Source organism: Streptomyces sp. NPDC003456 (genome assembly GCF_042878735.1).
In the GTDB taxonomy this organism is placed as follows: Bacteria; Actinomycetota; Actinomycetes; order Streptomycetales; family Streptomycetaceae; genus Streptomyces.
In genome coordinates, this window is record NZ_JBIAOK010000006.1 from 408,921 (window position 1) to 433,384 (window position 24,464).

21 protein-coding genes are annotated in these 24,464 nt (G+C 69.5%); 9 read left to right on the top strand and 12 right to left on the bottom strand.

The features are described 5' to 3' along the window. Nucleotides 1-26 precede the first annotated feature (26 nt). From gyrB to dnaA, 6 genes are all read right to left on the bottom strand, one after another. A complete protein-coding gene (gyrB, locus tag ACFYWG_RS26215) occupies nucleotides 27-2,087 on the bottom strand; it encodes a DNA topoisomerase (ATP-hydrolyzing) subunit B (RefSeq protein WP_376325991.1) in 2,061 nt (686 codons plus the stop codon). Between the two features lie 409 nt (nucleotides 2,088-2,496). Then, nucleotides 2,497-3,060, bottom strand: coding sequence for a DUF721 domain-containing protein (locus ACFYWG_RS26220; RefSeq protein WP_389203897.1), 564 nt, complete (start codon nucleotides 3,058-3,060; stop codon nucleotides 2,497-2,499). After that, nucleotides 3,057-4,178 (bottom strand): DNA replication/repair protein RecF, encoded by a 1,122-nt coding sequence (gene recF, locus ACFYWG_RS26225; RefSeq protein WP_376325667.1) that lies wholly within the window; start codon nucleotides 4,176-4,178, stop codon nucleotides 3,057-3,059. The genes ACFYWG_RS26220 and recF overlap by 4 nt, the downstream gene beginning before the upstream one ends. Nucleotides 4,179-4,209: 31 nt before the next feature. Next, on the bottom strand, nucleotides 4,210-5,085 hold the full coding sequence (gene gnd / locus ACFYWG_RS26230) for a phosphogluconate dehydrogenase (NAD(+)-dependent, decarboxylating) (protein ID WP_376325669.1): 876 nt from the start codon (nucleotides 5,083-5,085) through the stop codon (nucleotides 4,210-4,212). A 176-nt stretch (nucleotides 5,086-5,261) separates the two neighbouring features. Then, nucleotides 5,262-6,392 (bottom strand): DNA polymerase III subunit beta, encoded by a 1,131-nt coding sequence (gene dnaN / locus ACFYWG_RS26235; protein ID WP_376325671.1) that lies wholly within the window; start codon nucleotides 6,390-6,392, stop codon nucleotides 5,262-5,264. Between the two features lie 1,060 nt (nucleotides 6,393-7,452). Next, nucleotides 7,453-9,600 carry a chromosomal replication initiator protein DnaA gene (dnaA, locus tag ACFYWG_RS26240; RefSeq protein WP_385411629.1) on the bottom strand — a complete coding sequence of 716 codons (2,148 nt, stop codon included), beginning with the start codon at nucleotides 9,598-9,600 and terminating at the stop codon, nucleotides 7,453-7,455. A gap of 398 nt (nucleotides 9,601-9,998) precedes the next feature. Between dnaA and rpmH the strand changes: the two genes are divergently transcribed. From rpmH to ACFYWG_RS26285, 9 genes are all read left to right on the top strand, one after another. Beyond that, nucleotides 9,999-10,136, top strand: a complete 138-nt coding sequence (rpmH, locus tag ACFYWG_RS26245; RefSeq protein ID WP_003956500.1) for a 50S ribosomal protein L34 — start codon at nucleotides 9,999-10,001, stop codon at nucleotides 10,134-10,136. A 21-nt stretch (nucleotides 10,137-10,157) separates the two neighbouring features. Then, a complete protein-coding gene (gene rnpA / locus ACFYWG_RS26250) occupies nucleotides 10,158-10,529 on the top strand; it encodes a ribonuclease P protein component (protein WP_383504190.1) in 372 nt (123 codons plus the stop codon). Beyond that, nucleotides 10,526-10,900 (top strand): membrane protein insertion efficiency factor YidD, encoded by a 375-nt coding sequence (gene yidD, locus ACFYWG_RS26255; protein WP_369196887.1) that lies wholly within the window; start codon nucleotides 10,526-10,528, stop codon nucleotides 10,898-10,900. Before rnpA ends, yidD begins: the two co-directional genes overlap by 4 nt. A gap of 3 nt (nucleotides 10,901-10,903) precedes the next feature. Then, complete coding sequence (gene yidC, locus ACFYWG_RS26260) at nucleotides 10,904-12,190, top strand: membrane protein insertase YidC (protein WP_389203898.1); 1,287 nt, start codon at nucleotides 10,904-10,906, stop codon at nucleotides 12,188-12,190. A 15-nt stretch (nucleotides 12,191-12,205) separates the two neighbouring features. Continuing rightward, on the top strand, nucleotides 12,206-12,718 hold the full coding sequence (locus ACFYWG_RS26265; RefSeq protein ID WP_376325679.1) for a protein jag: 513 nt from the start codon (nucleotides 12,206-12,208) through the stop codon (nucleotides 12,716-12,718). 125 nt (nucleotides 12,719-12,843) lie between these two features. Next, a complete protein-coding gene (gene rsmG, locus ACFYWG_RS26270) occupies nucleotides 12,844-13,560 on the top strand; it encodes a 16S rRNA (guanine(527)-N(7))-methyltransferase RsmG (RefSeq protein WP_376325680.1) in 717 nt (238 codons plus the stop codon). A 328-nt stretch (nucleotides 13,561-13,888) separates the two neighbouring features. Beyond that, entirely contained in the window at nucleotides 13,889-14,965 is a 1,077-nt protein-coding gene (locus ACFYWG_RS26275) for a ParA family protein (protein ID WP_376325994.1), read from the top strand. Next, nucleotides 14,962-16,059 carry a ParB/RepB/Spo0J family partition protein gene (locus ACFYWG_RS26280; protein WP_383504196.1) on the top strand — a complete coding sequence of 366 codons (1,098 nt, stop codon included), beginning with the start codon at nucleotides 14,962-14,964 and terminating at the stop codon, nucleotides 16,057-16,059. The genes ACFYWG_RS26275 and ACFYWG_RS26280 overlap by 4 nt, the downstream gene beginning before the upstream one ends. Nucleotides 16,060-16,380: 321 nt before the next feature. Continuing rightward, nucleotides 16,381-16,998, top strand: a complete 618-nt coding sequence (locus tag ACFYWG_RS26285; RefSeq protein ID WP_376325684.1) for a GNAT family N-acetyltransferase — start codon at nucleotides 16,381-16,383, stop codon at nucleotides 16,996-16,998. Nucleotides 16,999-17,091: 93 nt separating this feature from the next. Here the strand turns inward: ACFYWG_RS26285 and trxA are convergent, their stop codons facing one another. The 6 genes from trxA to murJ all read right to left on the bottom strand — a co-directional run bounded on the left by trxA (nucleotide 17,092) and on the right by murJ (nucleotide 24,426). Continuing rightward, the gene (gene trxA / locus ACFYWG_RS26290; protein WP_030847066.1) at nucleotides 17,092-17,424 is read right to left on the bottom strand and encodes a thioredoxin; all 333 of its coding nucleotides are present in this window, start codon (nucleotides 17,422-17,424) and stop codon (nucleotides 17,092-17,094) included. Nucleotides 17,425-17,471: 47 nt separating this feature from the next. After that, nucleotides 17,472-18,440, bottom strand: coding sequence for a thioredoxin-disulfide reductase (gene trxB, locus ACFYWG_RS26295; RefSeq protein ID WP_383504199.1), 969 nt, complete (start codon nucleotides 18,438-18,440; stop codon nucleotides 17,472-17,474). 168 nt (nucleotides 18,441-18,608) lie between these two features. Next, on the bottom strand, nucleotides 18,609-19,559 hold the full coding sequence (locus tag ACFYWG_RS26300; protein WP_383504201.1) for an anti-sigma factor family protein: 951 nt from the start codon (nucleotides 19,557-19,559) through the stop codon (nucleotides 18,609-18,611). Then, nucleotides 19,556-20,281 (bottom strand): RNA polymerase sigma factor SigM, encoded by a 726-nt coding sequence (gene sigM, locus ACFYWG_RS26305; RefSeq protein WP_383504203.1) that lies wholly within the window; start codon nucleotides 20,279-20,281, stop codon nucleotides 19,556-19,558. The genes ACFYWG_RS26300 and sigM overlap by 4 nt, the downstream gene beginning before the upstream one ends. 27 nt (nucleotides 20,282-20,308) lie before the next feature. Further along, nucleotides 20,309-22,000: a protein kinase family protein gene (locus ACFYWG_RS26310; RefSeq protein WP_389203899.1), complete on the bottom strand. Its 1,692-nt coding sequence runs from the start codon at nucleotides 21,998-22,000 to the stop codon at nucleotides 20,309-20,311. Nucleotides 22,001-22,140: 140 nt separating this feature from the next. Further along, nucleotides 22,141-24,426, bottom strand: coding sequence for a murein biosynthesis integral membrane protein MurJ (gene murJ, locus ACFYWG_RS26315; RefSeq protein ID WP_389203900.1), 2,286 nt, complete (start codon nucleotides 24,424-24,426; stop codon nucleotides 22,141-22,143). Nucleotides 24,427-24,464 lie beyond the last annotated feature (38 nt).

Genomic DNA, 24,464 nt, shown 5'->3' on the forward strand with positions numbered 1-24,464 from the left:
TCCTGGTGCGGTCAGCTGAGACCGACTCAGATGTCGAGGAAGCGGACGTCCTTGGCGTTGCGCTGGATGAACGCGCGGCGGGCCTCGACGTCCTCGCCCATGAGGACCGAGAACAGGTCGTCGGCCTGGGCGGCGTCGTCGAGGGTGACCTGGCCGAGGACGCGGTGCTCCTGGTCCATGGTCGTGATGCGCAGCTCCTCGGCGTTCATCTCGCCGAGGCCCTTGAACCGCTGGACGGAGTCCTCGCGGATGCGCTTGCCGGCGTTGCGGCCCATCTCGATCAGGGCGTCGCGCTCGCGGTCGGAGTACGCGTACTCGAAGTCGTCCTTGCCCCACTTGATCTTGTACAGCGGGGGACGCGAGAGGTACACGTGCCCGGCCTCGACGAGGGGCCGCATGAAGCGGAACAGGAAGGTCAGCAGCAGCGTGTTGATGTGCTGGCCGTCGACGTCGGCGTCCGCCATCAGGATGATCTTGTGATAGCGGAGCTTCTCGATGTCGAAGTCCTCATGCACGCCCGTGCCGAACGCGGAGATCATCGCCTGGATCTCCTGGTTCTGCAGGATGCGGTCGATGCGCGCCTTCTCGACGTTGAGGATCTTGCCGCGGATCGGGAGGATCGCCTGGTACTGCGGGTTGCGGCCGGACTTGGCCGAGCCGCCGGCGGAGTCGCCCTCGACGATGAAGATCTCGCACTTCTCGGGGTCGTTCGACTGGCAGTCGGAGAGCTTGCCCGGCAGGGACGCCGACTCCAGCAGGCCCTTGCGGCGCGTCAGGTCGCGGGCCTTGCGGGCCGCCACGCGCGCGGTGGCCGCCGCGATGCCCTTGCGGATGATGTCCGCGGCCTCGTTGGGGTTGCGGTCGAGCCAGTCGGTGAGGTGCTCGTAGACGACCTTCTGCACGAAGGTCTTCACCTCGGTGTTGCCCAGCTTCGTCTTCGTCTGGCCCTCGAACTGCGGCTCGCTCAGCTTGACCGAGATGATCGCGGTCAGACCCTCGCGGATGTCGTCACCCGTGAGGTTGTCGTCCTTCTCGCGCAGCAGCTTCTTGTCGCGCGCGTACTTGTTGATCAGCGAGGTGAGCGCCGCGCGGAAGCCCTCCTCGTGGGTGCCGCCCTCGTGCGTGTGGATGATGTTGGCGAACGAGTACACGCCCTCGGTGTAGCCGCCGTTCCACTGCATCGCGACCTCGAGGGACAGGTTCTTGTCCTTGTCCTCGGCCTCCAGGTCGATCACGGTGGGGTGCACCAGCTCTCCCTTGCGGGAGTTGAGGTACTTCACGAAGTCGACGATGCCGCCCTCGTAGTGGTACGAGACGCTCTTGACCTCGTGCTTCTCGTCCTCGCCCGCCTCGTCCGCGCCGGCGGTGGCCTTCGCCGACTCGCGCTCGTCGGTGAGGTTGATGCGCAGGCCCTTGTTGAGGAAGGCCATCTCCTGGAAGCGCCGGGAGAGCGTCTCGAAGGAGTAGTCGGTGGTCTCGAAGATGTCGCCGTCGGCCCAGAAGGTGACCGACGTGCCGGTCTCCTCGGTGGCCTCGTGCCGCGCCAGCGGGGCCGTGGGGACACCCAGCTTGTAGTCCTGCGTCCAGCGGTAGCCGTCGGTGCGGACCTCCACGGCGACCTTCGTGGACAGGGCGTTGACGACGGAGACGCCCACGCCGTGCAGACCGCCGGAGACCGCGTACCCGCCGCCGCCGAACTTGCCGCCCGCGTGCAGCACGGTCAGCACGACCTCGACGGCGGGCTTGCCCTCGGACGGGACGATGCCCACCGGGATGCCGCGGCCGTTGTCGACGACGCGGACGCCGCCGTCGGCGAGGATCGTGACGTCGATCGTGTCGGCGTGGCCGGCCAGGGCCTCGTCGACGGAGTTGTCGACGACCTCCTGCACCAGGTGGTGCAGACCGCGCTCACCGGTCGAGCCGATGTACATGCCGGGTCGCTTGCGGACCGCGTCCAGACCCTCGAGGACGGTGATGGCACTGGCGTCGTACGAGGCGGTGACCTCGCCGTTGGAGGTGATCGCCTCGCCGGTCACGCCTGCGTCGGTGGACGGGATGTTCTCGTTGGGGTTGCCGGAATCGGCCACGAAGCGCCCTTTCTGGCACAGCACGAGCCGGGCTCCTGGGGGTGCCCCCTCCGCGGGGGAGGGCTGCCGGAGCGGCTGCGGCATGTTGCGTTGGTAAGCCTTGAAATCAGCGTTGCTCAGCTTTTCCCGGACGGTCCCCACGCTGGGGGCGGGATTGCTCTCCATTCTACCGGTAGCACTGACACTGATGGGGGTTTGCGGGTACCTGAGTCCGCATGTGCCGCCCTCGACGGGTCTCGTCCGACTCCCGATATACGGATGGGGGCTCCAAGAGGCTCACAGCGGCACTCAGCGCTTTCAGCCGTCAACCCGTTGCTACTTAGGAGTCAGCTCCCGATTCGCAACCTTGTGCGGCGCCATGCCGAGAAGACCGGACCCGCACTTCCGGGCCGGTGAGACGTGATGTAAGTCACCTGTAGGTATCGCCGGGACCCGTGCTGCCAGGGGCGCGCAGAGGGCCGTAACGGCGCGTGGGAGCGCTCGGGGCGAGCACCTTGATCTGCCGCACCCGGCCGTGCCCGAGGTCCTCGTTGAGACGGGCGACCAGGGTCGGCGCGAGCAGCCTGAGGTTGGTCGCCCAGGCCGTGGAGTCGCAGCGCACGACCAGGACGCGTTCGTCCTCGTCGTACCTCTCGGGCACGCAGTGCTTGGCGACGTCCTCGCCGACGATCTGCGGCCAGCGGCCCATCACGCCGCCCACCGCGGCCGGGGCCTCCCAGCCCCGCTCGGTGATCAGCCGGTTGATCGCGGCACCGAGCGCCATGGGGTCGCGGCCGTCGGCCCGCGCGCCGGAGCGCAGCCCGCCGCCGCGGCGCGCCTGCTTCTTCTGCTGCGCCGCGTCCCCCCGCGCGCGGGCGGCGTCCTTGGCCGCGCGCAGCGCCACGCGCGCGAGGTCGACGCCGGAGGGCTCGGGCTGCCCGGCCGGCTGCGGAAGCCGGGGTGGCTTCGGCTCCTGGGGTGTGTTCTCCGTCATACGCGCTCCACCGTCCCCTCGGACACGGCGAACCGCGTCCCGGACAGCACGTGCGGCACGTCGTCGTCGACCGCGGCGGTGACCAGCACCTGCTCGCCGGGCGCGACCAGTTCGGCGAGGCGCTCGCGCCGGCGGGTGTCCAGCTCGGCGAAGACGTCGTCCAGCACCAACACCGGCTCGTTGCCCTCGGCCCGCAGCAGGTCGTAGGAGGCCAGCCGCAGCGCGAGCGCGTACGACCAGGACTCGCCGTGGGAGGCGTAGCCCTTGGCGGGCAGCTGGCCCAGCTTGAGCTGGAGGTCGTCGCGGTGCGGGCCGACCAGGGTGACGCCCCGTTCGATCTCCTGCTTGCGGGCCTCGCCGAGCGCCGCGATCAGCTGCTCGAACAGGTCCTCGCGGGTGTGCGCCTCGCCCGGTGCCGACGGCTTGTACTCCAGCGCGAGCGGCCCGCCGCCCGGGGCGAGCTGCTCGTATGCCTTGTCGGCGAGCGGCTGGAGCGTGGCGATCAGGTCCAGGCGCTGGGCGAGCAGCTCGGCGCCGGCGCGCGCGAGGTGCTGGTCCCACACGTCCAGGGTGGACATGTCCATGGAGCGGCCGCCGTGCCGGCGGGCCAGGGCGGCCGACTTCAGCAGGGTGTTGCGCTGCTTGAGCACCCGGTCGTAGTCGGAACGGACCCCGGCCATCCGCGGCGAGCGGGCGGTGATCAGCTCGTCGAGGAAGCGCCGCCGCTCCCCGGGGTCGCCCTTCACCAGGGCCAGATCCTCCGGCGCGAACAGCACGGTCCGTACGATCCCCAGCACGTCGCGTGGTCTGACCTGCGAGGACCTGTTGATGCGGGCGCGGTTGGCGCGCCCGGGGTTGAGCTCCAGCTCGACGAGCTGCTGCCGCTCGCCCTGCCTCACCTGGGCCCGGACGATCGCGCGCTCGGCGCCCATGCGGACCAGGGGGGCGTCGGAGGAGACCCGGTGGCTGCCGAGGGTGGCGAGGTAGCCGACGGCCTCGACGAGGTTGGTCTTCCCCTGCCCGTTCGGCCCGACGAAGGCCGTCACCCCCGGGTCGAGCGGGACCTCGACCCGGGGATAGGAGCGGAAGTCGGCCAGCGACAGATGCGTGACGTGCATGGTCGTTCCGCCGACCTCCCTCGGTGCTCGGTTACTTCTTCTCGACCGCGTGGCCGCCGAACTGGTTCCGCAGCGCCGCGATCATCTTCATCTGGGGCGAGTCCTCCTGGCGGGAGGCGAACCGCGCGAACAGCGACGCGGTGATCGCCGGCAGCGGCACCGCGTTGTCGATCGCGGCTTCCACAGTCCAGCGTCCCTCTCCGGAGTCCTGTGCATAACCCCGGAGCCCGTCCAGGTGCTCGTCCTCGTCGAGCGCGTTCACCGCGAGGTCGAGCAGCCAGGAGCGGATGACCGTGCCCTCCTGCCAGGAGCGGAAGACCTCCCGGACGTCGGTCACGGAGTCGACCTTCTCCAGCAGCTCCCAGCCTTCGGCGTAGGCCTGCATCATCGCGTACTCGATGCCGTTGTGGACCATCTTCGCGAAGTGGCCCGCGCCGACCTTGCCGGCGTGCACGGAGCCGAAGTCGCCCTCCGGCTTGAGGGCGTCGAAGACCGGCTGCACCTTGGCGACGTCCTCCGGGTCGCCGCCGTACATCAGCGCGTAGCCGTTCTCCAGGCCCCAGACGCCGCCGGAGACGCCGCAGTCGACGAAACCTATGCCCTTGGCCGCCAGCTGCTCGGCGTGCTTCTCGTCGTCCGTCCAGCGGGAGTTGCCGCCGTCCACGACGACGTCGCCGGGCTCCAGCAGCTCGCCGAGCTCGTCGATGGTCGACTGCGTGGCCTCGCCCGCCGGGACCATGACCCACACCACGCGCGGTCCGCTGAGCTTGCCCACAAGCTCGCGCAGGCTGTGGACATCGGCGAGGTCCGCGTTGCGGTCGTATCCGTAGACGGTGTGGCCGGCGCGGCGGATCCGCTCGCGCATGTTGCCGCCCATCTTGCCGAGGCCGACGAGACCGAGCTCCATCAGTTGTTTTCCTTTGGTTCGCAGGTGTCCGACTGGCGTTGCGGTACGGGAGTACCCACGTCCGAGCCTAGACCCGGACGCTCACGCACATCTGTGGGCATACGCGCTCACTCGTACGCCCTCACCTGCGGGTTTGTCCTCAGCCTGTGGACAGCGACCGCCGGATGCGCGCCGGCTCAGCCGCTCAGGCGCACCGGCATGATCAGGTACTTGTAGGCGTCGTCCGCCTCGGCGTCCAGCGCGGGCCTGCCGCTGAGCAGGGCCGGCTTGGTGGACGTCGTGAACGACAGCTGGGCCACCGGGGAGTCGATCGCGCTCAGGCCGTCCAGCAGGAACGTCGGGTTGAAGGCGATCGAGATGTCGTCACCCTCCAGCTGGGCGTCGACCCTTTCCACAGCCTGTGCGTCGTCGCTGGAACCGGCCTCCAGGATGAGCACGCCCTGCTCGAAGCTCAGCCGCACCGGGGTGTTGCGCTCGGCGACCAGGGCGACGCGCTTGACGGCCTCCACGAAGGGGGCGGTCTCGATCACGGCGACGCTGTTGAACTCCGTCGGGAACAGCGTGCGGTACTTCGGGAGGTCGCCCTCCAGCAGGCGGGTCGTCGTGCGGCGGCCCGCGCCCTCGAAGCCGATCAGGCCCTCGCCGGAGCCCGAGCCGGACAGCGCCAGGGTCACCTGGTCACCGCTGGTGAGGGCCTTGGCGGTGTCCAGGAGCGTCTTGGCGGGCACCAGGGCGACCGCGGAGGCGTCCGGGTTCTCGGGCTTCCACAGGAACTCGCGGACCGCGAAGCGGTAGCGGTCGGTGGAGGCCAGGGTGACCGTGTCGCCCTCGATCTCGATGCGGACGCCCGTGAGGACGGGCAGCGTGTCGTCGCGGCCGGCCGCGATGGCGACCTGGGCGGCCGCGGAGGCGAAGACCTCGCCGGGGACGGTGCCCGTGGCGTTCGGCATCTGCGGCAGGGCCGGGTACTCCTCCACAGGCAGGGTGTGGAGGGTGAACCGCGAGGAGCCGCAGACCACCGTCGCCCGTACACCGTCTGTGGAGATCTCCACCGGACGGTTGGGCAGCGCGCGGCAGATGTCCGCGAGCAGGCGGCCGGAGACCAGGACCGTGCCCTCCTCCTCGACCTCGGCCTCGACGCCCACCCGGGCGGAGACCTCGTAGTCGAAGCCGGACAGGCTCAGCTGGCCCTCCTCGGCCTTCAGCAGCAGGCCGGCGAGGACAGGCGCCGGCGGACGGGCCGGGAGGCTGCGTGCCGCCCAGGCCACTGCCTCCGCGAGTACGTCGCGTTCCACCCGGATCTTCACTGTTGCCGCCTCCTGCTGTTGCCGGCGCTTCTCGCTCTGCCTGGCCCTCGTCGTCTGTCTCGGTGTCGACGGTCCCTGTGACGGGGAGGACACCGGGGACCAGTCTGACGCACCCCACTGACAGTAGGTGCCTCTCGGGGTCAAGTCGTGACGAGGGGCAGCCGGGCACCGGAGAGCGAGTTGTGCACAGGACCCGCTTCGAATCGGATTCCCAGCTCTCTCTAGTCGGGAGTAGTAGTAGGGCCTGTGGATACCGTGGATAACCACGTTTTCCCTGCTCAGGGCCGGAATTTTGTCCACGGGGCCTGTGGGTGGCGACGGTGGACAACCCGGGGTCTCTGTGGAGAACGGAAAGTTCTGCACACACCGTGCACAGGGAGGGGCGAGTTCTCCCCAGCGCCGTCCCCAGGTTTACCCACCTTTCCCACAGTGCAACCCGGCACCTTCGTGTGACGCCTTTCACTCGACCCGGTGAGGAGCCGCGCCACGTTGCCGAACAGTGGACAGCCATGTGGAGAAGCGGCTCCACACTGGGGACAACCGCCCCCAGCCTGTGGGCCGACGGTGGACAACTCGATGCACAGCCTGTGGATCAATCCGTCGTCCACAGTCTGTGGAGATCGTTCGTCCACGAATCCACAAGCTGCTGAGCTGGCTTGATGGCCCATCCGCAGGGGGTGCTGTGGACACGGTCTGGACAACTTCCCGGTCCCCAGGATGTGGACGGCAGAAAGTCACCGAATCTGTGGAGGGGAGCCGTAACCCGGCAGCTATTCGAACAGAGGGTTGCGATCGGGTAGCTGCCGACCGGGCCGGCGACCGGCGGTCAGGCGTCCTGTCGCCCGCCGGCGAAGGCTCGTGAGCCCGCTCCGAGAGCCTCCGGAGCCGGTTCTCCGCCGACGCGGGGGCCGTCTCCTGCTCGCTGACCCACGGTCGACGGGAGAACAGGAGCCTCATCTCGCGGGACATCCCGCAGGCGGGGGTGGAGCAGGCGGGGAGACGAAGAAGGGCGTCCCCGGAGAGCTCCGGGGACGCCCTCCGGCGTCCGGGGCCGACGTCGTCAGCCGTTCTTGATGCGGTTCGTCAGCTCGGTGACCTGGTTGTAGATGGACCGGCGCTCGGCCATCAGATTGCGGATCTTGCGGTCGGCGTGCATGACCGTGGTGTGGTCGCGGCCGCCGAACAGCGCTCCGATCTTGGGCAGCGACAGGTCCGTCAGCTCACGGCACAGGTACATCGCGATCTGCCGGGCCGTGACGAGGGCGCGGCCGCGGGAGGTGCCGCACAGGTCCTCGACGGTCAGCCCGAAGTAGTCCGCCGTCGCGCCCATGATGGCGGTGGACGTGATCTCGGGGGCCGAGTCCTCACCGCCGGGGATCAGGTCCTTGAGGACGATCTCCGTCAGGCCCAGGTCCACGGGCTGCCGGTTGAGCGAGGCGAACGCCGTGACGCGGATCAGCGCGCCCTCCAGCTCACGGATGTTCCGAGAGATCCGGGACGCGATGAACTCCAGCACCTCCGGCGGCGCGTTCAGCTGCTCCTGCACCGCCTTTTTGCGCAGGATCGCGATCCGCGTCTCCAGCTCGGGGGGCTGGACGTCGGTGATCAGTCCCCACTCGAAGCGGTTGCGCAGCCGGTCCTCCAGCGTGACCAGCTGCTTCGGCGGCCGGTCCGAGGACAGCACGATCTGCTTGTTCGCGTTGTGCAGGGTGTTGAAGGTGTGGAAGAACTCCTCCTGCGTCGACTCCTTGTCCGCGAGGAACTGGATGTCGTCGACGAGCAGGATGTCCATCTCCCGGTACCGCTTGCGGAAGCTGTCGCCCTTGCCGTCCCGGATGGAGTTGATGAACTCGTTGGTGAACTCCTCGGAGCTCACGTAGCGCACGCGCGTGCCCGGGTAGAGGCTGCGGGCGTAGTGCCCGATCGCGTGCAGCAGGTGCGTCTTGCCGAGCCCGGACTCCCCGTAGATGAACAGGGGGTTGTAGGCCTTCGCCGGTGCCTCGGCGACGGCGACCGCGGCCGCGTGCGCGAAGCGGTTGGAGGCACCGATGACGAACGTGTCGAACAGGTACTTCGGGTTCAGCCGCGCGGTCGGCTCGCCCGGGCCGGTCGCCGGCGCGGGCTGAGCGGCCAGCGGGCCGGGCGCGCCGGTCGTGGGCAGGTTCGGGCCGACGGGACCGCCCCGGTGCACGTGCCCGGAACCGGCCGGCGGCTCGGGCAGCTCCCGGCGCACCGCGTCGCGCTGGTCGTACTCGGGGCGCGGAGCGCGCGGGCCGTGGGACGCGTCGTAGTCGGAACGCGGCTGCTCGTAGGGCGGACGCTCCACGGACTGCGGGCGGTAGTCCTGGGAGGGAGGGCCGTAGGAGTCCTTCGGACCGTACGAGTCCTGCGAGCCGTAGGTGTCCTGGCCGCCGGCTCCGGAGCCGTAGGGGTCCTGTGAGCCGTAGCCGTCCTGGCCCGGTGACGCGTAGGGGTCACGCTCGGGGAAGCCGAGGCGCTGCTGCTGCCAGCCGTACTCGTCCTGCGACGGCCGCGGCCAGGCGCCCGGCTCCGGACGCTGGTACTCGGAGGGGTAGGCGGGGCGGGCCTTGGGGATCTGATCTCCGCGCGTAGGCGGGAGCTGGTCGGAGGCGGTGCCGGGCAGTGGCTCGGCGCGGTGGCGGCCGTACCCCTCGTACCCGTCTCGTTCCGGCCGGTCCTGGCGCTCCTGACGGTCGTGGCGGTCCTGCCGCGACTCGTACCGGTCACCGTCGGGGCGGGCGTCGTAGCCGTCCCGGTCCTGGCGGTCGTACGCGTCCCGGTCCTGGCGGTCGTACCGGTCGGCGTCCTGGCGGTCGTAGCGGTCGCTGTCCTGGCGCGCGGCCGGGAGCTCGGGCTCCTCGTAGCGCGGCTGGGGACGCGACGGGGGCGCCGCCGGAGCGGGGGGTTCGCCCGCGGAGTCGTCCACGGTGATCGCGATGCGGATCGGCCGGCCGCACTCACGGCTCAGCGTCTCGCTGACGACCGGCGCCAGCCGGCCCTCGAGCACGCCCTTCGCAAACTCGTTCGGTACGGCGAGCAGGGCCGTGTCCGCGACCAGCGCGAGCGGCTGGCAGCGGCGGATCCAGTGCTCGTCCTTGGCTTCGACGCCCTGGCCGCGGCCCTCCCCGAGGAGCTGCTCCAATACGCGTGGCCACACTGCGGCAAGATCGGCAGGTACGTCAGCCACAGGGCACGCTCTCTCGCAGGTCCCACGAACGTGTGGTTCTGGGACGGGTCGGGATTGTCATCCGGGTGGGTGCCACGGGGGCAAACCCACCGGGGCAGGGACAAGGGAACGAATCGGAGTCCGCCACGGTAGTCAGGGCGGCCGGTACGGTTCAAGTTGTTGTCCCCAGGCTGTGGACAAGTGTCCCCCGGCGGCTCCCGGTTTGACCGGATGGCGTAGCCGCGCGTACCGTAACCAGGTCGAGTTGTCGATGGCTGCTGCCGCCTGCCTCCGATGGGCACAGGTCACTTGGGTGATCGGTCAGCGGTGCACTCGGGCGTAACTGCGAGCTACTCGTGGGCGCACGGTGACAGCCAGGACGGCACCCCGCAACTACCGAATCTTTCTGGAGCCCCCGAGTGAGCAAGCGCACCTTCCAGCCGAACAACCGTCGTCGCGCGAAGACCCACGGCTTCCGGCTGCGTATGCGCACCCGTGCCGGCCGCGCGATTCTCGCGTCCCGCCGTAGCAAGGGTCGCGCCCGCCTGTCCGCCTGATCCCGATCAGGTCATGACGTCGTGCTGCCCACCGAGAACCGGCTGAGGCGGCGCGAGGACTTCGCGACCGCGGTACGGCGAGGCCGCAGGGCAGGACGCCCGCACCTCGTCGTCCACCTTCGAAGCGGTGCCACGGACCCGCATGCGCCTGGGGAGAGCGCTCCCCCGACGCGTGCGGGTTTCGTCGTGAGCAAGGCGGTGGGCGGCGCGGTCGTCCGCAACAAGGTCAAACGCAGGCTTCGCCACCTGATGCGCGAGCGAGTCGCCCTGCTGCCCCCCGGTAGCCTGGTAGTCGTACGAGCGCTGCCCGGAGCGGGCGACGCCGACCATGCACAGCTGGCCCAAGACCTGGACGCCGCTCTCCAGCGGCTGCTGGGAGGGGGCGCGCGATGAAGTACCCGCTGCTGGCTCTGATCAAGCTCTACCAGTGGACGATCAGTCCGCTGCTCGGGCCGGTCTGCAAGTACTACCCGTCGTGCTCCCACTACGGCTACACGGCCATCGACCGGCATGGTGCCGTCAAGGGCACGGCGCTCACGGCCTGGCGCATCCTGCGATGCAATCCGTGGTCGCTGGGCGGTGTGGACCATGTCCCCCCGCGCAAGCGTCCGCGGTGGCACGAAATGCTGCGTAACGCGTGGCGCGCACGCAAGGGCGGGCCCTCCGCCGCCGACCCGGCCACCGAGGGACAGACTTCTCCCACAAGTCCGCCGAGTCCTTCGAGCCCGGCCGCAGAGACACCGTCCCATGCCCAAGGAGCATGATTAGTGGACACGATTGCCAGCCTCTTCAGCTTCATCACCACACCCGTCTCCTGGGTCATCGTCCAGTTCCACTCGGTGTACGGCGCCCTTTTCGGCCCTGACACCGGCTGGGCCTGGGGCCTGTCGATCGTGTCCCTGGTGATCCTGATCCGTATCTGCCTGATCCCGCTCTTCGTGAAGCAGATCAAGGCGACCCGGGCGATGCAGACGCTGCAGCCCGAGATGAAGAAGATCCAGGAGCGCTACAAGAACGACAAGCAGCGCCAGTCCGAAGAGATGATGAAGCTGTACAAGGAGACGGGCACCAACCCGCTCTCCTCGTGCCTTCCCATCCTGGCGCAGTCCCCGTTCTTCTTCGCCCTGTACCACGTGCTCAACAGCATCGCGTCGAACGACACCATCGGCGTGATCAACGAACGCCTGCTGGAGAGCGCCCAGAAGGCCCACATCTTCGGTGCGCCGCTCGCCGCGAAGTTCACCGACAGCTCCGCGAAGGTCGAGGCCCTCGGCTCGTCCATCACGGACGTCCGGGTCGTCACCGCGATCATGATCGTCCTGATGTCGGCGTCCCAGTTCTTCACCCAGCGCCAGCTGATGACGAAGAACATCGACACCACGGTGAAGACGCCGTTCATGCAGCAGCAGAAGATGCTGATGTACGTCTTCCCCATCATGTTCGCCGTCTTCGGTATCAACTTCCCCGTCGGCGTCCTCGTCTACTGGCTGACCACCAACGTGTGGACCATGGGCCAGCAGATGTACGTGATCCACAACAACCCGACCCCGGGTTCCAAGGCCCAGGCCTCGTACCTCGAGCGCCTGCACAAGCACGTCACGCAGCGCAACAAGGTCAGCCGTCGCCGCGACCGCGCCATCGTGAAGGCGATCGTCGCCAAGGGCCGCGATCGCAACGAGTTCGAGCGCAAGTTCATCAACGGCCTCAGCAAGGCCGGACTCGCGGCCCAGCCCGACGGCACCGTGGTCAAGAGCGACGCCGCCGCTGTCGCCGTGGCCGAGGACGGTACGTCCGCGGTAACCGGCACGCCGAAGCGCCAGCAGCCCAAGCGCCAGAGCAAGTCCCAGCGCCAGTCCGGCACGGCCATCGGCGGCAAGGCGGCCGGTGAGCACGAGCCGAAGACGTCGCTGACCAAGTCCGAGGCCCCGGAGGACGCCAAGCCCGCCGGCGCTGCCACCAAGGGCGGCGCCAAGCCGGCCGGCGGCACCCGCAGCAAGGCCCAGTCCGGCCAGCGCAAGGGCCCGCAGCGGCCCAAGTCCCCGTCCAAGAAGTAAGAAGGAGTCCATCCCGTGACGGAAGGCACCACCTCCGCCGCTGCCGAGGGCGCAGACACCCTGACCCGCCTGGAGCAGGAAGGCGAGATCGCCGCGGACTACCTGGAGGGTCTGCTCGACATCGCCGACCTCGACGGCGACATCGACATGGACGTCGAGGCCGACCGTGCCTCCGTGTCGATCATCAGCGACGCGGGCGGCCGCGACCTGCAGAAGCTGGTCGGCCGTGACGGCGAGGTGCTGGAGGCTCTCCAGGAGCTCACCCGTCTGGCCGTGCACCGGGAGACCGGTGACCGCAGCCGGCTGATGCTCGACATCGCGGGATACCGGGCCCAGAAGCGTTCGGAGCTGTCCGAGATCGGCGCCAAGGCCGCTGCCGAGGCGAAGAGCAGCGGTGAGGCCGTGAAGCTCCAGCCGATGACGCCGTTCGAGCGCAAGGTCGTCCACGACGCGGTCAAGGCCGCGGGGCTGCGCAGCGAGTCCGAGGGCGAGGAGCCGCAGCGGTTCGTCGTCGTGCTGCCCGCCTGATCGGCTTCTCCTGTTCACCGGCCCCGTCTGTTGCGCAGACGGGGCCGAACTTTGTCAGCCTGATAGTTCTGGTGGTTTCGGTGTCGGCGCCGGGTGCGCTGACGCGGTACGGAAGGACGGTCCCCGTGACGGAGGCAGCGGAGCTTCCCCCCGCGCCCGAGCAGGCGCGTGAGGTGTTCGGCGATCGCTTCGCGGATGCGGTGCGGTACGCCGAGCTGCTCGCCGAGGCGGGCGTGCAGCGCGGTCTCATCGGCCCGCGTGAGGTTCCCCGCCTGTGGGAGCGGCATCTGCTGAACTGCGCCGTGCTCTCCGAGGTCGTGCCGGAGGGCGTGACGGTGTGCGATGTGGGCTCGGGTGCCGGCCTGCCGGGCATTCCACTGGCCCTGGTGAGGGACGACCTGAAGATCACGCTGTTGGAGCCCCTGCTGCGGCGGACGAACTTCCTCACCGAGGTGGTGGAGCTGCTCGGCCTTGATCACGTGACCGTCATGCGGGGGCGGGCGGAGGAGGTCATGGGGAAGATCCAGCCCGTCCATGTGGTGACCGCCAGGGCCGTCGCTCCGCTGGACCGTCTCGCCACCTGGGGCATCCCCCTTCTGCGGCCCTACGGGGAGATGCTCGCGTTGAAGGGCGACACAGCCGAAGAGGAGCTGAAGAGCGCGTCGACGGCTCTGAGCAAGCTGGGCGCGGTGGGGACGTCGATCCTGCATGTGGGTGAGGGCGTGGTCGATCCCTTGTCCACAGTCGTGCGGGTCGAGGTCGGGGAGAGCCCCGGCGGTGTCCGGTTCGCGGCCAAGCGGGCCAAGGCGGCTCGCACGGGGCGCACGCGTCGCAGGCGCTGAGCCGGCGTCGACTGCTCGGTTCGGTGGAGCGATCGCGGTGATGTCCGTCACCGAAGAGGCTGAGCCGTCCTGGCGGTGAGACGTACTCCACACAAGCTGCCCCGCCGACGCGTGCCGGAGTGTCGCGGCAGAACGGCCTCGGCTGCTGTGCATCGTGTTTCACGTGAAACGTCGCTCACTGCTGCACGGCATCATCAGTCGTGGCCGCGCTGCGGCCGAACCCCGCGACCGCAAGCCCCTTGGTTCACTCGATGAGGCACCAGAGATGTCCACAGAGGTGGATTTCTCCACAGAACGCCAGGCCTCACTGGTTCACGACCCCGAAGACATGGGAGGCTCTGTTCATTGCGAGCCTGAAGTCGAGGAGAGTGAATCCTTGCGGTCCGACGCCAACATCGCGGGACCGATGACCGATCCGGTCCCCGGTCCCCGTACCGAGTCGATGGGGGCGGATGTTTCACGTGAAACACCGCCTCCGATGGACGACACTCCCATCGGTCGTGCTGCCCAACTGGCAGTGGAGGCTCTGGGCCGCGCCGGCGAGGGCCTGCCGCGGCCCGAGCAGACCCGCATCATCGTGGTCGCCAACCAGAAGGGCGGTGTGGGCAAGACGACGACGACCGTCAACCTTGCCGCATCCCTCGCTCTGCACGGTGGCCGGGTACTCGTGGTCGACCTCGACCCTCAGGGCAACGCGTCCACTGCTCTGGGCATCGACCACCACGCCGAAGTCCCGTCCATCTACGACGTGTTGGTGGACAGCAGGCCCCTCTCCGAAGTGGTCCAGCCGGTCCCTGACGTCGAGGGACTCTTCTGCGCACCCGCCACCATCGATCTCGCCGGTGCGGAGATCGAGCTGGTGTCCCTGGTAGCACGGGAGAGTCGGCTGCAGCGCGCCATCCAGGCGTACGAGCAGCCTCTGGACTACATCCTGATCGACTGCCCACCCTCGCTGGGCCTGCTGACGGTCAACGCGTTGGTGGCGGGGCAGGAGGTGCTGATCCCGATCCAGTGCGAGTACTACGCACTCGAAGGCCTGGGGCAGCTCCTGCGCAATGTCGACCTGGTGCGAGGGCACCTCAACCCCACCCTGCACGTGTCGACCATCCTGCTCACCATGTACGACGGCCGGACCCGACTCGCCTCCCAGGTGGCGGAGGAGGTCCGTACCCACTTCGGCGACGAAGTACTGCGGACGAGCATCCCCCGGTCCGTCCGTATCTCCGAGGCGCCGAGTTACGGGCAGACCGTACTGACTTACGATCCTGGATCGAGTGGTGCTCTCTCCTACCTGGAGGCGGCACGCGAGATCGCACTGAAGGGCGTCGGCATCAGCTATGACGCGACCCACGCCCACATCGGTGCACAGCAGAACGACCCGAGCATGGTGGAGGGCATCCAGTGAGCGAGCGACGGAGGGGGCTGGGCCGTGGTCTCGGCGCACTGATCCCTGCCGCCCCGACAGAGAAGTCGGTGGCCCAGGCCGCGATGGGGAGTGCTGCTTCGGCGTCCCCGGCGGCAGTGCCCACGCTGCCGAACGATCGTGGCGTGGCCGCGGCCAAGGTGGCGACTCTGCCTTCTGTTTCACGTGAAACAGAGGAGCCGAAGGAGCCGAGTGCTCCCGCACATGCCGCGCCCATCGGTGCGCACTTCGCGGAGATCCCCCTCGACGCCATCACGCCGAACCCCCGGCAGCCCCGTGAGGTCTTCGACGAGGACGCGCTGTCGGAGCTCATCACCTCCATCAAGGAGGTCGGGCTTCTTCAGCCGGTCGTCGTGCGACAGGTCGGTCCCGCGCGCTACGAGCTCATCATGGGTGAGCGCCGCTGGCGTGCCTGCCGCGAGGCGGGGCTGGAGGCGATCCCGGCCATCGTGCGGGCCACGGACGACGAGAAGCTCCTCCTGGACGCGCTTCTGGAGAACCTGCACCGAGCTCAGCTCAACCCGCTGGAAGAGGCCGCTGCCTACGACCAGTTGTTGAGGGATTTCAACTGCACGCACGACCAGCTGGCGGACCGCATCGGCCGCTCCCGGCCGCAGGTCTCCAACACCCTGCGTCTGCTGAAGCTCTCGCCGGCCGTGCAGCGCCGGGTCGCCGCCGGAGTCCTCTCGGCCGGGCACGCCCGGGCGCTGCTCTCCGTGGAGGACTCCGAGGAGCAGGACCGGCTCGCCCACCGCATCGTGGCCGAAGGACTCTCGGTGCGCGCGGTGGAAGAGATCGTGACCCTGATGGGGTCGCGTCCGCAGAAGGCGCAGAAGCCCAAGGGGCCGCGCGCCGGTGCACGGGTCTCTCCGGCGCTCTCCGACCTCGCCACCCGGCTCTCGGACCGCTTCGAGACACGGGTGAAGGTCGACCTGGGGCAGAAGAAGGGCAAGATCACGGTCGAGTTCGCCTCCATGGAGGACCTCGAGCGGATCCTGGGCTCGCTCGCCCCTGGTGAGGGACCGGTCCTGCAGAGGAGCCTTCTGGAGGGCGACTCCGAGGACAGTGAGTCCTGACCCCTCACAGGAGCTTTCTGCCGCGCAGGTGACAGAGCGGGCCGTGTCCGGTGTGTGCCGGAAGGTGGCCCGCTCTTTCCTTTTTGGCGGTATCGACGGAATGGCATGGTGGATACGATGCGATCGAGTACGGCGCGACCACTCGGCAGCACCTCTGAAAGGGAGGCAGGGGCCCATGCGAACCTTGAGCCGCACCGGACTGGTGGGCGCCGGTTTGGGGCTGGGGGCGGTCGGTGGGTTCATCGGCAGCCTTCTCAGGGAACGGAGCGCTCTGACAGCAGCCCGCGACGCGGCGGGCGAAGGAAGTGAGGATCAGCCTTCATGGGGCGCCGGCTCGCACCGCTCACGCTGGACAACCTTCAGGATCTCCCCCAGCGCTGCCGCTCGTGTGTCTTCTGGGAGCTCGACCCGGTCAGTGGTGAGGCCGCGATAAAGGCGGGCACAGCGGCCCTGGAGAAGGAATCCTGGATCTCGGCCGTCCTGCTGGACTGGGGATCATGTGGCCGTGTCGTCTACGTGGACGACGTCCCGGTCGGCTTCGTGCTCTACGCCCCGCCCGCGTACGTCCCCCGCTCCACGGCCTTCCCCACGAGCCCTGTGTCGCCGGACGCCGTGCAGTTGATGACGGCGTTCATCCTGCCGGAATACCAGGGGCAGGGTCTGGGCCGTGTCATGGTCCAGACGGTCGCCAAGGATCTTCTCCGTCGTGGGTTCAAGGCGATCGAGGCGTTCGGTGACGCCCGCTGGAAGGAACCAGCCTGCCTGCTGCCCGCCGAGCACCTGCTGGCAGTCGGCTTCAAGACCGTGCGGCAGCACCCCACGTATCCCCGACTGCGGCTGGAACTCCGGTCGACGCTCTCGTGGAAGGAGGACGTCGAGATGGCTCTGGACCGGCTGCTGGGCGCTGTGCAGAAGGAACCGGCGCTGAGGCCCTTGTAGACGCTGCGGGCAAACGAATGGGCCAGCCCTCCCGGACTGGCCCATTCGTGTTTCACGTGAAACATGCACCGCTGGCGCGGCGACACCATCGCCTTACTCGGCGATGAACTCCTCCAGGTCGCGCACGATCGCGGCCTTCGGCTTGGCACCCACGATGGTCTTGGCGACCTCGCCACCCTGGTAGACGTTCAGGGTCGGGATGGACATGACGCCGTACTTGGCGGCCGTGCCCGGGTTCTCGTCGATGTTGAGCTTGACGATCTCGATCTTGTCGCCGTACTCGGAGGCGATCGCCTCGAGGGACGGAGCGATCTGGCGGCACGGACCGCACCAGGCGGCCCAGAAGTCCACCAGGACGGGCTTGTCGCTCTTGAGGACGTCCTGCTCGAAGGAGTCGTCGGTCACGTTCTTCAGGGTGCCGGCCACGGCGGGCTCCTTAACTGTGTGGTGCGTGGGGCGGGTAGGGAGGAAAGTCAGACGGAGGTCTTCTCGGGCTCGGCCTGCTCCTCGTCCGCCAGGGCGGCGAGGTAGCGCTCGGCGTCGAGAGCGGCGGAACAGCCGGTGCCGGCCGCGGTGATCGCCTGCCGGTAGGTGTGGTCCACCACATCACCGGCGGCGAAGACACCGGTCACGTTCGTCCGGGTCGACGGGGCGTCCACCTTCAAGTAGCCCTCAGCGTCCAGGTCGAGCTGGCCCTTGAAGAGCTCGGTGCGCGGGTCGTGGCCGATCGCGATGAACAGGCCCGTCACCGCCAGGTCCGACAGCTCGCCGGTCTTGAGGTTGCGCAGCTTCAGACCGGACAGCTTCGGGTCGCCCTGAATCTCGGCGACCTCGCTGTCCCAGACGAACGAGATCTTCGGGTCGGCGAAGGCACGCTCCTGCATGGCCTTGGAGGCGCGCAGGGTGTCGCGACGGTGGACGACGGTCACGGACTTGGCGAAGCGAGAGAGGAAGGTCGCCTCCTCCATCGCGGTGTCACCGCCACCGATCACGGCGATGTCCTGGTCCTTGAAGAAGAACCCGTCACAGGTCGCGCACCAGGACACGCCGCGCCCGGAGAGAGCGTCCTCGTTCGGCAGGCCGAGCTTCCGGTGCTGCGAACCGGTGGTGACGATGACGGCCTTGGCCCGGTGGACGGTGCCGGCCGTGTCCGTGACGGTCTTGATCTCACCGGTGAGGTCGACGGCGACGACATCGTCCGGGACGAGCTCGGCGCCGAACCGCTCGGCCTGAGCACGCATGTTGTCCATGAGCTCGGGGCCCATGATGCCGTCCTGGAAGCCCGGGAAGTTCTCGACGTCGGTGGTGTTCATGAGCGCGCCACCGGCGGTGACGGCGCCCTCGAAGACCAGCGGCTTCAGCGACGCGCGCGCGGTGTAGAGCGCCGCCGTGTAGCCGGCGGGCCCGGAGCCGATGATGATCACGTTACGGACGTCGCTCACGGCTAGATTCCTCGTCTCTGGACTGCGTCGTTCGACCGGTGGGAGCTTGTCTCGGAGCTCTCACCCCACCCAACGGATCCTAAGGGGCTGGCATTCCCGCTGTGTCCGGGCACACGACGACGCCCCCACCATGCCGGTTACCACGCAGGGCGAAGACGAAGCGCTGCGTCACACGGACGGGTAGGTACGCTCCAGAAGGATCTTGCCGGGACCACCGGACGCTCGATGATCCACACACGTGGCATCGACGATGTACGCGGTGACCCGAGTCGGGTCGGCGGCTGCGGGGAGCAGCACGAGCAGAGCCTTCTTCCCCTGATACCTGCCGTTCTCGACAGCCAGGGCGATGTCCTCCCGGCCGATGCCCTCGCGGACACAGCCCGGCACGACGGGCTCCTTGAGGACCCGGGGGCTGTTGCCGTCGGGTGCGGTCGCGGCACCGAGGGGAGTGCGAGAGCCGCCTCCGCCCTCCGACTTCTCCTCGGCGAGGAGACCGGCGACCTGCTTCTGCAGCTTTCCCTCGGAGAAGGTGTCCGCGGGGGCGTCAGCCCGTTCCCCCGCTGTGTCACGGGTCGGCTGGTCATCGCCGAGTGATGCCAGCATGACCGAACCGATACCGAGTGCGGCGACGGTGAAGGCGGCGCTGAGGACGGCGACCCTGCGGCGCCCGGAGCGTGTCCGGCCCTTGCGGCCGGGGCCGGTGGCGGCGCGAGGACGGCCCGCCGGGCGACCGGCAGGCGTCGATGTTTCACGTGAAACATCCGTCTCCGCGTCCTCGGACGACTCAGCGTCCCCGGACGACCCAGCGCCCTCGGACGTGAGCCCGGAACCGACGGTGGGTTCCTCTGGGGATTCCGACACCTTGGTGTTCAGCAGCGCTTCGGCGGCCAGCGCGGCGTCGATGCGCTGCGCGACGTCGGCGGGCATGCGCGGTGGGCCCGGCAGCGTGCCGAGCAGCCCGCGGATCTCCGCCAAGGAGGCATGGACGTCCGCGCACAGCTCGCACGCGTCGAGATGACGGCGCACGGCGGCGGCGCGCGACGGTGGCAAAAGGCCCTCGGCAAGGTCGGAGATCTCCGTGACGTCCGGGTGCCCGGCCATCTCTGTCGTCGACGTCACGCTCGTCCACCTCCGCCCTTCACTGCGGCTGAGTCACTCGGGTCCGTGTCCGGCGGTTCCGTGCGATGCGGTCCCGCTGCGGGTGGGACGGTCGGCTCCTGCGTCCGGTTCCGTTCCTCGCCTGGATTCTTGCCCCGGCCGTCGGCGTCGGGCCGGAGATGGGTCAGCAGCGGCTGGAGTCTGGCGCGGCCGCGGGCGCAGCGGCTCTTCACCGTGCCGGTCGGCACTTCCAGGATCCGGGCCGCCTCGGCGACCGGGTAGCCCTGCATGTCGACCAGGACGAGCGCGGCGCGCTGATCCGCCGGCAGGGTGCCGAGGGCCTGGATCAGCTGCCGGTGCAGGTCGTTGCGCTCGGCCGGCGCCGAAGCCGACTCGTGCGGCTCGAGCAGTTGCTCCAGCCGCTCGGTGTCGTCGACGGGGGAGGTCTTTCGAGAGGCAGCCTTACGGGCGCGGTCCAGGCAGGCGTTGACCGTGATGCGGTGCAGCCACGTCGTGACGGCCGACTGGCCCCGGAAGGTATGGGCGGCCCGGTAGGCGGAGACGAGGGCGTCCTGCACCGCGTCAGCGGCCTCCTCGCGGTCCCCCAGTGTCCGCAGGGCGACCGCCCAGAGCCGGTCCCGGTGCCGCCGCACGATCTCACCGAAGGCGTCGGGGTCGCCTTGGACGTGCCGGCCGAGGAGATCCTGGTCGCTCACTCCGTCGTACGCGGTGCCGTCTGCCATCGGCCTCCTTCCTCGAGGCAGATGCCGTCAGCTGGTCACCTTGATGTCCACCACGCGTCCGCGGTAGTTGCCTTCGGCGGTCAGTGGCAGCTTGGTCAGCCACACCAGGAGGTATCGGCTCTTGACCGACTCGCCGGGCTTGAGCGCCACGGTCGTACCGGACCCCTGGGCGACCTTGGCGAAGGCGTTGAGGGACTGGGGCTGGGTGGCGGCGTCTTCGGCGGCGCGCAGTTCCACGGCGGTGGCGCCCTGGAACGAGACCGTCACCTGCCCGACGTCCCGGCTCTTGCCGAGGTCGAGGATGACGCCCACGCCGGACTTCAGCCGGCCGAAGTCGGCGCTGGTGTAGAAGCTGGTCTCCCAGTAGGTGCCGGGAGCGCCGTCGTGGACGAGGCTGGTCTCGTCCGGGTTCTCGACGCCGTCACTGCCCAACGGGTCGAAATCCTTGGCGCCTTCGATCGTGAGGGGCTTGCTGATGGGCTTCTTCGGGCTCTTGTCGTTCCCGTCGTTCGTCTGGGTCCGGCCCGGGTCGTCGTCCTTGCCGCCGTGGTCCATGAGGGCGTCGGCCAGCTGCCAGCTGCCGAGGCCCAGGGCGGCGATGAGCAGGGCGGACACGGCCCACTTCAGGGCCTTGCCCGTGCGGCTCTGCAGCGGGGGCGGCGGAGGGGTCACCGGCTGGGCACCTCCCGCGTGCGCGCCCTGCCGTCCGTAGCTGCCCTGCTGGTAGGTGGTGCGCTGGTACTCGGGCGGGGCGGTGAACGCGGGCTCCGGCGGGCGGATGCGCGGCATGTCGCCGATCGCCTTCACCAGCTCCTCGGGCGTGGTGCAGGGCGATTCGTGCCGGGAGGCGGTGGCACCGTCGTTGGCCAGTGCGCGCATGGAGAGTTCGGACAGGCCGCGGTGTACACCGGCACGGACCTGGTCCGGCGCGATCAGGCCGACGTCCTTCGGCAGGCCGGACAGCCCGTAGGCGTCGCTCTCGTACGGCCAGCGCTGGGTGAGCGCCGCGTACAGCAGGGCTCCGATGGCCTCCGTGTCCGTGCGCTGCGGGGTGTCGGAGGTGACGCCGCGCAGGGCGGCGTTCACGGCGAGACCGCGGATGCGCCACTGACCGGTCGAGGCCCGCAGCACGGCGTTGGGGTTGAGGCGCAGATGGGCCAGGCCCTCACGGTGGGCGGCGGCCATGGCGGAGGCGACCTGGCTCACCAGCTGGTAGGCGTCGTACGGCTCCAGCGGTCCGGAGGCGAGCAGCGTGGTCAGTTCGGTGGCGTCGGGGAGCCACTCGTGGACGACGTAGACGACGTCGTTCTCCTCCACCGCGTCCAGGACCTGGACGAAGCGGGGGTCGCCGAGGAGGGCGGAGGAGCGGGCGGCGGCCAGGACGGAGCGGGCACGCGCGTGGTCCGCGGGCAGGATGTGCACACCGACGGCACGGCGGAGCTTCTCGTCCACGGCACGCCAGCTGCTGAAGCCGTCGAGGCGGGTGACGCACTCCTCCAGGCGGTAGCGTCTGGCGAGTTTGTGACCACTGTGCAGTTCGGGCGGCGAGGTCTTTCCGGAACCGTCGGCCCGGGGGCTCTCCTGTACCTCGTCGCTGTCCGTGTCCCGCTCCCGGTTCTTGGCCACCCCGTCGGCCGTGGACTGGTCCGCCTCTGCGGTCAGCGACGTCTCGTCGCTGTTGTCTGCCACGTCGACGGCAGCCGTACTCCGTTCTGCCACCGTCGTTCCTGCCTCCCCATCCATTGAGCGCCGGCCGGCATCCGTTGCGTGCCGTCCGACGCCGAAACCAATTGTGCCCACAGTCCGCCCCTATGCACGACACGCGGTGGCGGACGATGGTTGTGCGCCTGCCTCCCGCCTCAGCGTCCCAGGCGCCCGCGGACCATGCCCACCAGGGAGTTGAGCTCCTCGATGCGCATGCGGCGGGCGGCGACGAAGAAGACGGCGAGCAGCACCGCGGCGCCCGCGAACACCGCGACGAGCGAGCCGGCGACGCCCTGGCCGAGCGTGCGGCCGATGCCGTAGCAGGCCGCGCCGCTGAGCAGGGCGGCGGGAACCGACGCGATGCACAGCCGGGCGTAAGTCCGCAGCACCCGGGCGCCGTCGAGGTCTCCGCCCAGCCGCTTGCGCAGCCGGCGCCAGGCCACACCCACACCGATCGCGTAGGCCAGACCGTAGGAAGCGGCCATGCCGACGACGGCCCAGCGCGACGGGATGACGAAGTAACAGATCGCCGAGGCGCCCGCGTTGACCGCGGCCACGATGACCGTGTTGTAGAAGGGGGTGCGCGTGTCCTCGTAGGCGTAGAAGGCGCGCAGCACGACGTACTGCACCGAATACGGGATGAGGCCGAGGCCGAACGCCATCAGCATGTAGCCCATGTTCGTGGCCTCGCTGGTGCCGGAGGAGCCGAACATCAGCGTGCACATCGGGATGCCGAGGGAGAGGAACCCGAAGGCGATCGGCACGATCGCGACGGCGGTGGTGCGCAGGCCCTGCGAGATGTCGTCGCGGACGGCCCCGCCGTCGCCCTCGGCCGCCGAGCGCGACAGGCGCGGCAGCAGCGCGGCCATCAGGGAGACGGTGATGATCGCCTGGGGCAGGCCCCAGATCAGCTGGGCGTTGGCGTAGGCGGCGAAACCGGTGCCGTCGACGGGCGAGGCCTTGCCGGCCGCGGTGGACAGCTGGATGACGATCATGGCGCCCGCCTGGTTGGCGAGGACGAACAGGACCGTCCACTTGGCCAGCGTGATCGCCTTGCCGAGGCCCTGGCCCTTCCAGTCGAAGCGCAGCCGCAGCCGGAAGCCGGTCTCGCGCAGGTAGGGGATCATCGCCAGTGCCTGCACCACGAGGCCGAGCAGGACGCCGACGCCGAGCAGGTGCTGACCCTCCGGCGGGATGGTGGTGGCCTTCATCCCGGAATCGGCCGCGGTGCCGTAGACGTAGATGAACATGCCCAGCGTCACGATGATGACGATGTTGTTCAGGACCGGGGTCCACATCATCGCGCCGAACTTGCCGCGGGCGTTGAGGATCTGGCCCATCACCACATGGATGCCCATGAAGAAGATGGTGGGCAGGAAGAACTGGGCGAAGGTGATGGCGACCTGGTTCGCGGCCGGGTCGCTGGCGACCCCGTTGGACAGCACCCGGATCAGCAGCGGCGCTCCGATGACCGAGAGCGCGGTGAGCCCGCCGAGCGTCACGATGACCAGGGTCAGCAGCCGGTTCGCGTACGCCTCGCCGCCGTCCTCGTCGTTCTTCATGGCCCGCACGAGCTGCGGGACGAAGACGGAGTTGAGCCCGCCGCCGACGGTGAGGATGTAGATCATCGTCGGCAGCTGGTAGGCGACCTGGAAGGTGTCGCCGAGGAGGCCGACGCCCAGGGCCGACACGATCAGTGCGGAGCGGACGAAGCCGGTCAGGCGGGAGACCATCGTGCCCGCCGCCATCACGGCGCTGGACTTCAGCAGGCCCGCGGCGCGCCCGCCCTTCTTGCCGGCGGGGGCGGGCGCGGGCTCGGGCTCGGGGGCCTCCTCCGCCGGCGGGGCCGGTGCCGTCTGCGCGTACGCCGCGGACGGCCCCTGCGGGGCCTGTCCGGGGGCCGGCGACGGACCGGGGACCGAAGACGACTGGTACGAGGGGTGCCCGCTGCCCTGCTGCTGGTCGCGGAAGAGGTGCGCGAAGGCGTCGGCCTCCTGGCGCGGCTCCCCCGCCCGGGAGACGAGATCGTCCACGCCCACGAACTGGGTGGTGCGGGGGTCGTCGCCGTAGGGCAGGTGCCGCGTCGGGCCGTCGGGCTCCGGTGCGGGCGTCTGCGCCCAGACCCGCGGGTCGGGCGCGTAGGGCGACTGCGGCGGCTGCGCGTACAGCTGCTGCTGCGCCTGGCGGCTGCCCGGGGCCGGCGGCTGGTGCGCGGCGTGGTCGTAGAACGCGTCGGCGGCGGGGTCCTGGGCGGTGAGGTCCTGTGCCCGGTACGGGTCCTGGGAGTAGGCGTCCTGGGGGTAGGCGTCCTGGAGGTAGGCGTCCGCCGGGTGGGGCGGCACCTGGCCGTGCTCGTCCGGCGCGCCCTCGGGCCCTCCCGTCTCGGGACGGCCCGGGCTGCCCGCGGCACGGCCGCGGTCACCGTCGTACGGCGCGTTCATGGTTACCCCACCTCATCGTCCCGGGCCCACCGGCCACG